Annotated in this window: 10 protein-coding genes; 7 read left to right on the forward strand and 3 right to left on the reverse strand. The window is 57.2% G+C overall.

Features of this window, described 5'->3' with window-relative positions:
• Positions 1 to 775: 775 nt before the first annotated feature.
• Positions 776 to 4312, reverse strand: a complete 3537-nt coding sequence (locus RSSM_RS05030) for a caspase family protein (protein ID WP_236620949.1) — start codon at positions 4310 to 4312, stop codon at positions 776 to 778.
• 183 nt (positions 4313 to 4495) lie between these two features.
• Positions 4496 to 4957 (reverse strand): gamma-glutamylcyclotransferase family protein, encoded by a 462-nt coding sequence (locus tag RSSM_RS05035; protein ID WP_144059581.1) that lies wholly within the window; start codon positions 4955 to 4957, stop codon positions 4496 to 4498.
• A gap of 123 nt (positions 4958 to 5080) precedes the next feature.
• Between RSSM_RS05035 and RSSM_RS05040 the strand changes: the two genes are divergently transcribed.
• From RSSM_RS05040 to folE, 3 genes are all read left to right on the forward strand, one after another.
• Positions 5081 to 5875 carry a hypothetical protein gene (locus RSSM_RS05040; protein ID WP_008675270.1) on the forward strand — a complete coding sequence of 265 codons (795 nt, stop codon included), beginning with the start codon at positions 5081 to 5083 and terminating at the stop codon, positions 5873 to 5875.
• Positions 5876 to 5886: 11 nt separating this feature from the next.
• Positions 5887 to 6909 carry a type II secretion system F family protein gene (locus tag RSSM_RS05045; protein WP_236620950.1) on the forward strand — a complete coding sequence of 341 codons (1023 nt, stop codon included), beginning with the start codon at positions 5887 to 5889 and terminating at the stop codon, positions 6907 to 6909.
• Between the two features lie 449 nt (positions 6910 to 7358).
• The gene (gene folE / locus RSSM_RS05050; protein ID WP_008675275.1) at positions 7359 to 8024 is read left to right on the forward strand and encodes a GTP cyclohydrolase I FolE; all 666 of its coding nucleotides are present in this window, start codon (positions 7359 to 7361) and stop codon (positions 8022 to 8024) included.
• 90 nt (positions 8025 to 8114) lie between these two features.
• Here folE and RSSM_RS33605 read toward each other — a convergent pair whose 3' ends face one another.
• Complete coding sequence (locus tag RSSM_RS33605; protein WP_008675276.1) at positions 8115 to 8273, reverse strand: hypothetical protein; 159 nt, start codon at positions 8271 to 8273, stop codon at positions 8115 to 8117.
• Between the two features lie 81 nt (positions 8274 to 8354).
• On the opposite strand from RSSM_RS33605, the gene RSSM_RS05055 reads away from it, so the two are divergent.
• The 4 genes from RSSM_RS05055 to RSSM_RS05070 form a co-directional block, all read left to right on the forward strand.
• Entirely contained in the window at positions 8355 to 9986 is a 1632-nt protein-coding gene (locus tag RSSM_RS05055; protein WP_044301178.1) for a DUF1549 domain-containing protein, read from the forward strand.
• 108 nt (positions 9987 to 10094) lie between these two features.
• Positions 10095 to 11363: a DUF1501 domain-containing protein gene (locus tag RSSM_RS05060; RefSeq protein ID WP_008675279.1), complete on the forward strand. Its 1269-nt coding sequence runs from the start codon at positions 10095 to 10097 to the stop codon at positions 11361 to 11363.
• Positions 11360 to 11887, forward strand: a complete 528-nt coding sequence (locus tag RSSM_RS05065; protein ID WP_044301181.1) for an RNA polymerase sigma factor — start codon at positions 11360 to 11362, stop codon at positions 11885 to 11887. The genes RSSM_RS05060 and RSSM_RS05065 overlap by 4 nt, the downstream gene beginning before the upstream one ends.
• A gap of 77 nt (positions 11888 to 11964) precedes the next feature.
• Positions 11965 to 14005: hypothetical protein (locus RSSM_RS05070; protein WP_008675283.1), on the forward strand; the 2041-nt coding region annotated here is incomplete at its 3' end.

A 14005-nucleotide genomic window follows, 5' to 3' on the forward strand; every position in this document is an offset into this window, starting at 1 on the left:
GCAAGGGGGCTAAGAGGTAGAAACAGGAAGCCAATCGGTCAGCACCATGATACCGAGAAACACGTCCATTGCCGCGGGGGAGGGCAGGGCGGTGCGTCTCCCCGCCAACCACGTCTAGTGGACTGCGACCGCCCAAAACAAGGGTTGAAGGCCGTAGCGAACGTCGCCAAGACTTTCGGTGATTCACGAGCCCTCCCGAAACTCTTGAGAAGTTTCGCAACCCGAAAATGAGACTTCAACGCACCACCAGAGCCTTTTTAAAAAAACCATGTAGCCGACATCGCCAGACTTCGGGAATCTGAATTCCGGTGAATCCAGCTACGGGGATAGGTCACGCCAACCTCCCAAACGCTTTCTTCACGTAGTGGATCTTGTGAAAGCTGACGATTACCCACAATTCGCTTCACGCCGGAGGCGTTTCAGCAATTAGCCGGCGGTCGAGCGGAGCGACAACCGCCGGAATTGAGGGCAGAGCTCGGTTTCGACCCCGAAGGTGGTCGCAGATTCGCCAAGGCGGTTGTGCTGCGACCACCTTCGGGGTCGGTCAGAACTTCGTACGATCGATCTCCCCAGGTGCGCTAACGCGACCTGGGGCTAATGGCTTGAAATCCCTCCGGGATAAAACCGACTTGTGGGTAATCGACAGCTTGTGAAAGATCCTCACCCAACAGGATCTTTAACAAGATCCACTACCGCCTACCCAAAAGCCAACCGGCTGATACGACAAGAAGACAACACCGCAGGATGAACCGGGGTAGGGCAGGGCGGTTTGGAATCAATCGGTCACGAGAGCCGAGGGCCCATGAGGGGACGCAACGACGGGGACCGAAAAGAGTGGTGGGTCGCTCACGTTGAGCGGCTTTTTACCCGACGGGTGCTGTCGCTCATCGGTCATCTGCGAGACCCGCCGGGTGAGATACAACTCGGCCTCGAGAAAACTCAGATAACCATCCTTGTCACTATCTGCCTTCGTTGAATGAAGTGCTTCGAGCAAAGCTTCGGTAAAGGCACCGTTCTTCCACTGGGCACTTTCGATCGATTGTTCTTCACCGACGCACGAAACGATGTACATCAACTGTTGTTGTCGCCAAGGATCCACACCGCGTTTATTGAACGGCTGAAAGTTGCGATGTGCTTGAATCCCAGCAGCGTGACAAGTATCGAGCAAAGCGATCTTCTTGCTGGTTCCGATTTTGCGTTCCAACCAAGGCTCGAAATCATTCATGTAGATCGCAGCCTGTTCGAGATTCTCCGGATCGATGTCATGAGGTGCGAAGAACCATTCGTCCCATGGATCAAATGCCCCGTGACCGGCCAGGTAAAGGATCGCGACGTCGCGTGGGTCGTTGGCTTTGCGTGACATCCATCCCATTGCCCCACGGATTTTGCTCGACGTGGCGTCTTCGTTGACGAGCAGTTTGCACTCCACCTCGCCATACATGCCGTTATTCATGGTGCGACACGCGGCTACAAAATCGGTGGCATCTTGATGGGCGTATTGCAAACTCAGATCGTCACGTTCATACCGGCTCACCCCGACGGCGAGTACGTACAAATTCGGCTTGATCGCCGTCGGCCGTTTTGAGGCGCGTCGTTCGATCAGCATTCTCGCCGTTTGACTGACGGCAAGGTCGTGAGCCGCGGCGAGTTCGATTCGATTGCTGCCCGGCTGCAATTCAATTTGCTGTTCGATGTTGGTCAAAATGCGATCGCCACGATTGTAAGTGCGCGTGACCCGATAGGACGATCGCGGTGAATGGCCGTTGATGGTGAAGCGGATCGAGTCGACGGGCAGGCTACTTTGTGTGGAGACTTCGGCTTTGACAATGATCTCGCGTTCGTCGGTTTGGAACAACCGATCGGGTGAAGTCAGCCGTACCAAAGGCGGTGCGATGTCGGCAAAGTTGCTGGGTAACTGGTCGGGCGCAGCGGGTGTCGAATCGGGGGCAACCGCGAGTGTCGGCTGACCGCTGACGGTTTCGATACGCATACCAAGTGCTCGTAGCTTTTGATCGATCAATCGAGGTTGATACAACACCGATTGGAATTGCTCGGCACGATGGAAGGTGGCGGGTTCGTGTCGTTCGCCGTTGAGATGGAATCCGATAAAGCGTTGGCCGTTGGGACTCGCGTCGTAGCGTCCTTGTCCGTCCCACACGACCCATTCCCCACGACTGGAGAAAAACACACTGAGCGAGGGCTCGACATAGTCGGGTGCCTCCGCGAGCCGGAGCGTTGCGGATTGCTGTTTGGAACTTGGGCCGGGTTCGGGACGTGGCTGCCCGGCCAAGACGGGCTCGCGTTTGCTCAGGTCTCTCAGCCAACGGATCGTGACGTTTTGGCCGGGGCGGTAATCTCGGCCCAGCATCCCTTTCATCCGTTCATAGAATGGCATGCCATCGAACGACAGGATCTTATCCCCGGCAATCAGACCGACACGCTCCGCCTCGCTACCAGGCGGAACCTCCATGACTTGGTTGCCCCAACAGATGGCATCCAGATCGCCGAGCGTTTTGGGGTTCGAGATTTGCCAGAAACGCACGGTTCCGTCGAATGAGGAGCTGACAAAATTTCTGCCGTCGGGAGAGATCGATATCGACGAGATGACCGAATCGTGGCCAAGAAAAACACGTTTGACTGCGAGCTGTCCGTTACGAAATCCGACCTGTAGCAAACGCCCACGCTGGGTGCCGACGATGATCGGTGCGGCATCGGACATGATTCTGGCGTTGGGCAGAAACGCAAACGCGGTCGGTGTGTCACCGTCACCGGCGAACGCAAAGTCGCGGATGTCGAAGGTCGTTTCGCCGAGCAAGCGGTTGCTCGCATCAGTTTCGCGGAGTTGCAACGTTCCGCTGCCGGGCGATGTCCGGAGACGGTAATGGCGACCAGTGGTCTGATCACGATGAACCGGGTTGGCTTGGCCGGGAACCGTCGCAGATTCCTTCGCAATCCGACGTGGTTGAACAGCCCAGTGGTGCGTGATCGCGCCGGCCACGTTGTATCGGTATTGATTTTGTGGCAAGGGTGAGGTCGAGATCAGTAACCGTTTGGAGTCGAATGGCCAAACGACTCGGTAGATGGGAAGTGCCCCCGAACGAATTCGGTGGATCCGATCCATCGTGTTGAGATTCCACACATGGATTTCACCGAGAGCATCGGCGCTGGCAGCCATCCCCAGTTCAGGCTTGACCGTCACCGCGGTCGGAAAGAACCGGTGACGGTCGTAGTAGATCGAGGGCGGCCCGGTGGGTTGGTTCCAAACGCCGATCCAGTATTGGCTGACGCGTTCGTTCAACAACACCGTTGAACCCGCGATCGTCATGTGATCGTTGTCACCGAGAAAAAGGCTACCCACATCAAGCAGTTTCTCGATGGTGTGCGGGTTTTCTTCTTGTATCTTCTTTAACTTCCGATCGACCGCTTTGGCGGCGCATGCCGGGCAGGCGCGATTGAGAACTTCCTGACGCAATAGGTTGCCGGTGATGGGGGAATTCAACTCTGACCTGCCGTCGTCGATGAGGGTGTCTTGTGCACCTAAGAAGTAACGACGGATTTTCGCAGGCAAGGGATTTGCATTTCGAATGGCACGACGAAGCGAGGTCGATACAAATTGCACACTACGGCCGTCGCAGTGAATCAGAAATTCACTACCGCTGGGAAACCCAAAGTAGGCAAACTCGATATTAGAGGCCGTGCGTGGATCATTGTGCAGGCTCACCGTGAACGGGTCGCTCGTCGTGCCTTGCGTTGCGTTCCAACGCGAAACGATCATCGTCCCGTCGCAACTCCACGTCGCGAGGTATCTGCCGTCGGGTGAAAACGCGACACCGGAAGTACAGCCCGAGTGACCGGGCAACAGTCCGTGAATGCGGTCGGGACTGTCGATCGAATACACCCGGGTCGATCCCAACTTGGTGTTGTCGCTGACGCCTACGATGAGAAAGCGTCCATCAGGAGAAAACACCACGCTGTTGATGGTCCCTACGAGAAATCCATGGGGTTCCTGAAATCCGCGCAGCGTTGACCACAACTGGCCCGTATCAAGATTCCACACGCGAACCGTTTTACCGTCCGCGGCCGCGAGCCATTTGCGATCGCGGCTGATATCCAATGCCGCCACCCAATTCCCCCGCACGCCTTCCGGATCGATCACCAATTGGCGTTCTGCCGCATAGTCGGAGACCGGCTCGTCGGCGTGGGCAATATTCAACAGCCCAAAAGCGAATCCAGCGAAAAGCAAACCACCGATCCGCACTCGCCGTCGGAATGCTCCACCCGTCGTACTCAAGTTTGTTTCCGATGTACTCAAGGTTGTTTCCGATCTCATGACAGCCCTTCGCTGAATCGACTAGATCATGTTTTGATGAGAGGCCTCATCCCTTTCTGTTCTGAATAGGTCGAAAGAGCTGAAAGACCGGACAGCCAATTCAGTGTACGCGAATTTGGAGCGACGAGAGGAAAGCAGGTCTCAGGTCTCATCACGACTCTCGACTCAAGCCTTCCCAAGGCCATCGCACTCGCCGATCGCCTTGAGGTTGAACGCGGATGAAACCGTCTTGTTCGGGTGGGTGCTGTAGTGGTATCCCCAGGCTTGGGCGATTCGTTCATTGGGGGCGATCTCGGTTTGTGTTAGCACGTCGATTCCGTAGACATCGACGACCAAACGATCATAAAGATTGGAAGCGCCGGGCTGATTGGTTCCTTCGACCGCGTCGATCACGTTCAGCAGGTCTCTCATTTGATCGGGCCGGAACGTCCACAGTTCTCCCTGGACCCGGTCGTGGCCGGATGTCAGGGCAGGGTAGTCTTCTCGATCGTACAACGTGCCGAACACCCAGGCGGGGACGACCGCGGTTGGCGAATGCGGCCAACATCCTTCGCGACACTGGCCGCGACACAACGTGCCATAGACGAAGAAACTGTCGATCGTTCCGGGGTCGAGGGACACAGTCATTTTGCAAAGTCAAAAATGTGCGGAATCTGAGTTACCGCCTGAGTTGACGTTGACGGACGAGATTTCGCAATCACCCTCCGATGTGCGGCATGGTGCTGTGTGAGACTTGGGAGGGAGTGCGGCTTGGAAGAGCGTGCCACGATGCCGGCGAATGACAGTTTGTTTCTCACCGGCTATCATCGGGTTGGCGTGACGCCGTATGCCGTGCATTTCAACCAACGCGTGTTCGAGACTCCAACGATGAACCACCTACCAACCACAGAAGCGATTCGTTTTCGTCTGTTTGCCGGGTCAATCGTGGCGATGGGTTGGGTGATGACCGGCGAGACAATTTGGGGGCAGACCGTGCAGCTTCCCTCGATTCGGCAATTCTCTTATCAGGGCCGGGTATTGGTGCCCGATCGCGGAACGACTTATCTCGGCGGCAATCGTTCCTACGCGACGTCTTCATCGTCACGCGGGATTCCGATGCTACCGAATCCACCCGGCAGCACTTTGGGGTCCCAGGCATCAGCCGGTGGCGTCTCGGCTTCCGTCACGATCATTGACCTCGATGAAATGGATCGACAGATTCTCGGGTATGACCCACGCGAGAAGAGGCGTTCTCGTGGCCGATCACCGGAACAACCACGAAGTGTCTCGGACGAAATCGCCGAAGCCAAATCACTCGTTCGCAACGCACGCTTGGCTCTGAGTAAAGGGCAACGCTCAACTGCAAAAGCCGTCTATGAGTTGGCGATCGAGAAGCTAAGCCGGCTAACAACATCGCACAGACCAACGCCCCTCGACGACTCAGTAAACCGGAATCAACAACCGGCATATTTACTCGCCTACGCGAAAGCGGAATTCTCGCAAGCGTTCCCTGACTCCCACGCCGCGATCCGCAATGATCGTTTCATACAAAGGACATCGCATTGATCGGCCAGCGGATGGGGCTCAAAGCGGCTCGCGATTTTACTCGGCGGTTCGGGACCGGGATGCGCGCCGGCGCGGACATGTTGCGACTGCTCGATAGCGAAAGCAAGAACGGGCCGGCGAAGCAACGCGAAGCGATGTCGATGCTGCGAGAAGAAGCGTCCCATGGCTCGACGCTCGCAGACGCGATGGCCAAACGGGCCAGTTTCTTCCCGCCGCTCTTGCGTTCGATGACAAACGTCGGCGAGGCGAGCGGGAGTCTCGAACGCACGATGCTGCGACTCGCCGAATACTATGAGCAACAGGTTACGTTGCGGGGCAACTTTCAACGAGCGATTGCTTGGCCAGCCATCCAGTTCGTGATCGGCGTCGGCGTGATCTCTTTGGTGATTTACATCATGGGGATCTTCACATCAGGCGCCGGCCCGATGGCCGATGTGTTGGGTTTGGGACTGCGTGGCCCCACGGGTGTGCTGAAGTTCTGGGGGATCCTGCTCGCGTTTTTCGGTTTTCTGGCCGCGATTGTGATCGGGTTTCAAAAGAACGTTGGTGGGATCCAGAACGCGATCCCGCTGCTTTACAAAATTCCTGGACTGGGCAGTTCGTTGCAAACGATCACTCTGTCGCGATTCACGTGGACGTTGTCACTCGCCTTGGAAACGGGACTCGATCCCATTAAAGCGATCCGTTTATCGCTCGACTCCACCGACAGTGATTTTTATCGCAGCGGTGCGAAGGATGCAGAGCTAACGATTCGCGACGGCGGGACACTGACCGATGCGTTGAAAGCGACGGCGGTGTTTCCGGAGGAGTTTCTGACGCAAGTCGAGGTGGCGGAACTGTCGGGAACCGATGCCGAGTCGATCTCCCACGTGGCACGTGATTATGACGAACGGGCTCGATCGGCGATGAAAATGATCGCCGGATTCGCGACCGGTTTGATTTGGTTGATGGTGGCGGGCTTCATCATCTTTTTCATCATTCGAATCGTGATGATGATTGCGGGCGTCTACCAGGAAGCACTCGAGCCGATTTAGCCCCCATCCCGAGACCTCGTGAGTTGACTCTTTGGCGAGCGCCGCCGAGGTTGTCGCGTATTTACCGCGGCCAGCGCGGATTGGCTGGCCTGCTCTCGGACAGGCGTTCAATCGTGCCACACATTGTTTGTGCATCAACTCGGTGTGTTTCATCATCTCGCGGCCAGTGACTTTCCGCGGCCAGTGACTTTCCGCGAGCCAGTAACTTTCTTAAAGCCAGTGGCTTTTCTCAGGCAGAAGGCTCCCCGAAGGACTCCAGAGAGCGCCAGCGGCACCACGTACCGTGAATCTCGTCTCTCGCTGGCGTGGCGGACGATCGACCGAGCGAAATCAATACGCGGGCGCGGCAGGAAGGCGCAGATTACAGTCTGCCGCCACCGGGACAAAACACTAGTCAATGGTCTATAATCGCACGCTATTCCCGCACGATTATCTAGGAACCGGATTGCATGATTGCTTCGTCGAAGAACGACTCCTCTGAAGAAGGTGAGGACACCGCCACGGAACGCCAGCCATTTTTTGTGGATAAGAACGAACCCAAAAACGACTCCGTCGATTATCCGGCGATCGAGGCGGCCGTGCGTGTGATTCTCGAATCGGTCGGGGAGGATCCGGATCGCGACGGTCTGCTGGAGACTCCCGCCCGCGTGGCGCGGATGTACGCGGAGATGTTCGCGGGTCTGAAGTCGGATCCCGGTCGCCATTTGGCGAAGGTATTCGAAGAGGATTACGACGAAATCGTTTTGGTGCGGGACATCAGTTTTTGCAGCATGTGCGAGCACCATTTGCTGCCGTTCACCGGAAAAGCCCACATCGCGTACCTGCCCAGCGGCAAAGTCGTCGGGCTGAGCAAACTCGCTCGGGTCGTTGAGGAAGTCGCCCGGCGGCCTCAGGTTCAGGAACGTCTGACGCACACGGTCGCCAATCTGATCGAGGAGCGTCTGTCGGCTCGGGGCGTTGCCGTTGTCGTGGAATCCACGCACAGTTGCATGACGATGCGTGGAATCCGCAAACCGGGTAGCTTGTGCCTGACCAGCGCCATGCGTGGAACGTTTAAAACCGACCCGAAATCGCGCGCCGAAGTCCTCGGGTTGATCAACCGTTCAGCCAGCTAAACGACTCTCACGGGCATTAAAATTCGGCTTTTGGGGCCGTTTGTGTTAGAATAGCAGTGGCGTCTTGCCGACGAGACTCGATAACGAAACTCATTGTCGGCCTACAGTCCGGGCCACCGAACCGACCCCGCCGACGGGTTTGAGTACATCGGTTCCGACGGTGCGTTTGGGCTGGTAGATGCGACAAAACACCACCGCGGTGACCGTCTCTTCACCTGCCGCGTTGGGCGTCTCTTCTTCTGTTTTCACAAAGCGTCCCTGACCTAGTTGAATTTAATGTCCCAAATTTTGGCTCGATCTGTATCCCTGCGCCGCTGCCTCGGCGTCGTCATGACTGGATTGCTGAGCGTTGCGTTAGTTTCGCAGGCCCAGGCGGCTGAGACATCGGTACCGCCGCAGGTGACGATGATCAATGATTCGATCGAACAGGTTTGGCGAGACTACGAGATCCGGCCCGCCGGCGAAGTCGATGACCCCCAGTGGTGCCGACGGGTCTACCTGGACGTGATCGGGCGAATCCCGACCTTCGAAGAATTGTCCGAATTCATGAAGGATCGGTCGAAAGACAAACGCGCCGCGCTCGTCAACAAACTGCTCGAAGACGACCGTTATACCGAGGAGTATGCGAACCACTGGAGCACGGTGTGGACCAACCTTCTCATCGGCCGCAGCGGTGGCACGGACCGACGTGATCTCACGAACCGGTCGGGCATGCAAAAGTACCTTCGCGACAGTTTTGCAAGAAACAAAACCTACGACCGCATGGTCTACGAATTGGTGTCGGCCGAGGGCTCAGGCAAACCGGGCGAGAGCAATTTCAACGGCGCGGTGAATTTCCTCATCGGAAAAGTCAACGAGGAAAAGGGGACACTCGCAACAAGCAGTGTGTCGCGAATTTTCCTCGGACAGCAGGTGCAATGCACCCAGTGCCACAACCACCCGTTCAACCAGTGGAAGCAACAGAAGTTCTGGGAGTTCAACGCCTTCTTTCGTCAAACGCGTGCCTTGCGTCGATTCGTCGACGGCACCCGTGATATTGAGTCTGCGGAATTGGTCAACGAAGACTTCGCCGGCGAGTCGGGCAACCCGGAAGACGCTTTGCTGTTTTACGAACTTCGCAACGGGTTGCAAAAGGTAGCCTACCCGGTCTTCACCGATGGCACGGAAATCGGCAAGAGCGGTTATCTCGAAGACGTCAATCGTCGCGAAGAACTCGCACGTTTGATGCTGCAGAGCGAGTATCTCGACAAGATGATCGTCAACCGAATGTGGTCGGCGTTCCTCGGATTTGGATTCACCCGACCGATCGATGACCTCGGACCACACAATCCGTCATCGCATCCGGAGCTACTTGACTCGTTGGGCAAAGAGTTTCGCAAGGCGAGCTACGACCTCAAACAATTGATCACGTGGATTACGCTGAGCCGACCGTATCAGCTCGCTCCTGTGCTGGGTCGCCAAAACGAACTCGACGATCCGTCCATCGGTGAGTCTCCCAAGTTCTCGCGTTTCTACTTAAGACAGATGAGTGCCGAGCAACTCTACTCGTCGTTGGTCGCCGCGTCGGATGCGAAGGGCAAAGGCAGCTATGCCGAACAGGAGGCGGAACGTCGCCGATGGTTGTCTCAGTTCGTTGTTGCGTTCGGCACCGATGAAGGAGACGAGGCAACGACGTTTAACGGATCGATCCCGCAAGCGTTGATGCTTTTCAACGGTGCGTTGACAAAGAACGCGACCAGCCAAGAGACAGGATCTTTCATCGATCGCCTGTCCCGATCAGGCCGCTCGCCGCGTGATCGTTTGACGCGTTTGTACCTGACCGGTTTGGCACGTCGCCCGACGAAAACCGAAACCGGCGTCGCGGCCAAACTGCTCGCTGCACGAGGCGGAAATGAAAAAGAAATGCTGCAGGATGTTTGGTGGGCGATCATCAACAGCAACGAATTCATCATGCAGCATTAGCGATCGGCACGCTTGGCGGCGTCCCGCCACGCCGCTGTGAATTTGCCAGTGATCCCAACGAGTCCTGCCGTCTGCTTCCCTAGTTACCTCTGACCTGAAATATCAATCATGGATCTCTCAACACCTTCGGGCATGACCCGCCGCCATTTCATGAGCCACTTGGCAGGCTCGTCGGCCGCTGCTGCGGCGGCGTTCTCTCTAGGCAATGCGATCCAGGCAAACGCTGCCGAAATGAAGAAGAAACGCAAGTCAGCGATCTTGTTGTGGATGGGTGGCGGCCCGGCAACGATCGACATCTGGGACCTGAAACCGGGTGCCCCGACCGGTGGACCGTTCCGACCGATCTCGACCACCGGCGACATGCAGATCTGCGAGCACATGCCGATGACCGCTCAGCAGATGAAGCACCTCTCGGTTGTCCGCAGCATGTCCACTCGGGAAGCCGACCACGCCCGGGGTCGCTATTACATGCACACCGGCTACGTCCCGAACCCGAACATCGAGCACCCGGGATACGGGAGTGTGATCGCACACGAACTCATCTCGCAGCGTCCGGAACTCGAGATCCCACCGTTCGTTTCGGTCGGTGGCGCCGGCAGCGGGCCTGGTTTCCTCGGCATGGCTTGGTCACCGTTTTCGGTATCGAGCAACGGTCGGGTTCGCAATCTCGAAATGAAGCTCGACGATCAACGACTGCTGCAACGTATGGCGGCGCTCAAACTGATCGAAGACGGCTTTGCCAAACGCACCCGCGACACCCCGGCGACCGAACACGCCAAGGTGCTGCAGAAGACGTTCGACCTGATGACCAGCGATCAGATGCGAGCATTCAAAGTCGACGAAGAACCCGATGACGTGAAGGAACGTTACGGCACCAACGGTTTTGGCCAGGGATGCTTGCTCGCCCGACGACTCGTCGAAGCCGGTGTGCCGTTTGTGGAAGTCGACCTCGGTGGATGGGACAATCACCAAGGAATCCACACAATTTTGAAAGATCAGAAACTGCCACAACTCGACAAAGCCATGAGTGCATTGGTCGAAGATTTGGCGCAGCGAGAACTGATTGATGACACCGTCGTGATGTGGATGGGCGAGTTCGGGCGCACGCCACGGATCAACCAAAACGGCGGACGCGATCACTTCGCACGCGCTTGGTCATGCGTCGTCGGCGGAGGTGACCTCAAGGGCGGCTTGGCCGTTGGCGAAACCAGTAGCGACGGCAGTAGGGTCGAGACGGAACCCTACAGTGCCGAAGACCTGATGACGACGGTCTGCAAAGGGCTGGGTATTTCGACCGACACGACGTTCACGAGTAAGAACGGACGCCCGATGAAGATCGCCGGCGGCGGAAAGCTGATCAGTGATCTGATTGCGTGACTGAGCGTTCTCCGGCCGACTTGATTCAGCGTCATCAGAACGGAATCTGGCGGTATCTACGCGTCCTCGGGTGCGACGCCACCACAGCGGACGATTTGACGCAGGAAACGTTTCTGCGGGTACTTCGTCGTGACAATTTCGTTCAGCATTCTGACGAAGCGACGTCGGAGTATCTCCGCCGGACCGCATACAACTTGCTCATTTCCAACCATCGGAAATTGGGCCGGATGCAAGTCACCGATTCGTCCACGTTGCTCGACGAGAGTTGGCAACGTTGGGCGGGCAAAGACCTCAGCGGTGATGAAGCGGTTGATGCGTTGCGTCAATGCATGGATCAACTGACCGATCGAGCCCGCGAAGCTTTGCGTCTGCGATTCGTCGAGAACACGCCTCGAGTGGAAATCGGGGAAGCACTCGGTATCACGGACCACGGAGCCCGAAACTTGATGCAGCGAGCGAAAGCCCAACTGCGTCAATGCGTCGCAGAGCGATTGAAGATATCTGCTACCGCCACGAAAACTTAAAGACAACATCAACCCACTTTGCGATGCGCCCGCTGGCATCCGACTCAACTCCTTCCCGTCCTTTGAGACGGCCCATCATGAACCCCTCTGATTCGTTTCAACCCGACGATTCCTCCGACCCTCGTGAAAACGGTATCGAGGATACCGATGACGCGATGTTCGAAGCGTTGTTGTCGGAAGCACTCCGCGGCGATTCACCTCCGGACCAAAGCCGAGTGATCCTGCAACGGCTCGACGATCACATTGCATCACGTTCGAAGCCACAACCCGGAGCCACCAAGACACCTTTCTCGCAAAGCAATCCGGGGCAGAAATGGTCGCTCATCCTTTCGGCGGTTGCGTTGATCACGCTCGTCGTCGGAACGACTGTCGGAATTCGATATCGCAACCCTCATAACGTCGCGCAAAATCCAGCCAAACCGGCTCCAGGTGACGCAGGTGAAGCACTCGTCGCTGGTGAATCACTTGCCTCTGATGAGTCACCCGGCTCCGGCGGTGACCTCATGAGCGATCCTTCAGCGGTGGCGACGACCGGAGCCGGCAACCAAGGGCAACCAACCGGTACACCGGAGAACACATCCACCCCGCAAGATCAGATCAACACACTGCCATCTCGATCCATCGATTTGGCAGACAATGCGACCGATGCGGACGCAATCGCAGACAAACCGTTCAGCCTGTTCGAACACGACCAAGCACAACGAACGCAACAGACCAACACACCGCGTCCGGCTCCACGCACGCTGACACTGGTGTCCAACGTGATGACGAACCGGCTCGAGCGTCACTGGGGACGTGTCGGCGTTCAACCAACGCAGCAACTGCCGGCCGACAAAGTTTCCGAGCGACTCAGTAGCAAGTTCGGTATCCGCCTGACTCCGGAATCGGTGAATGACAGCAAACGCATGCTCGCGGCATTGTCCCGACCTGAAAACACCAATGCTTTGGCACCGCAGGTGTTGTCTGCGATCGCGTCGCGACCTTTGGAATCATTGAATTCCTCGTCAGACAAACTGATGGCGAAACAGGTTTCCGAAACCCTGCGATCCGGATCGGGATTCGACCGCCTGATCGCGTCATGGTTCACCGAGCGAGAATCGGTTGGCGGCAAACGACGCGACGCAAAGAACAACCCCGCGAATCGGAACTCAAAGCCGTCCGCGTCGTTTCACGAATTGCTGCGACCTCTTGGTGAACACGAGACGTTGGTGACGACCGCTGCAGTGACCCTGGCCGCAGACGTGCGTTGCCAAAGATGCCATGACCTGTCGACGGTTAGCAATGAAAACCGCACGATCACCCAGCACGACTACTGGCAACTCGCGGCGACCCTGTCACCGTGGATCCCGATTCGTCCGAACTCGGATGCGGGACGGTTCTATGACTTGCCCGATGGCAGGCGTCGATTGGCGGAAGCCGACCAGGACGCCGAGTGGCCGGAACAACTCATCGGATCGCGTTCCCTGGCCGAAGGCCTGGTTGGCGTGATGTGGAAGATGGTCCACGGTCGTCCGCTGGCGTCGAGCCCTTACGATCTGAGCGGTGGCGTTGGTGAATCGGATTTGCGAGTGCTTCGCGACGAACTCGCTGATGACCTGCTCGCGAGTGACTTCAATCTTCTGCGAACGATTTCACTCTTGATGACCGATTCGATCGTTTCGCGTAGCACGCCTGAAGCAATGACGGCGTCGGGCGTTTTGACGGCAACCGATAATCAATGGATCGATGCGGTTGCGGCGGTTGAATCCTTCGCGGCGGCACCGCCGGAAACGCTGCCGACCTCCCAAGGCCATCGCATGCGTTTGGTGCAGGAAAGCGATTTACCGCAGCTCGGTTTAGGAACAGGAAAATCGGTGCTCGCACAGCCTCTCGGCCGTGACGAAAGCGAGAGCGACGAGAAACCTCGCCAGCGTCCGGGTAATGCCACTCCCAAGACGTCACCCGCGGTATTGGCCGGGCTCCCCATGCGACCGACCGTCGTCATGCCGGCCTGGATTAATGAACTGCCTGACTTCGAGAGCCGATTGGATCATATTGCACATTTGGCGGGGCTTCGCCGCACTCCCGAGTCGGCTCAAAAACTCGCACGGCAAATGCAAGACGCCGGGGTGGAAGAGG

It is taken from the genome of Aporhodopirellula sallentina SM41 (assembly GCF_000346505.1).
In the GTDB taxonomy this organism is placed as follows: Bacteria; Planctomycetota; Planctomycetia; order Pirellulales; family Pirellulaceae; genus Rhodopirellula; species Rhodopirellula sallentina.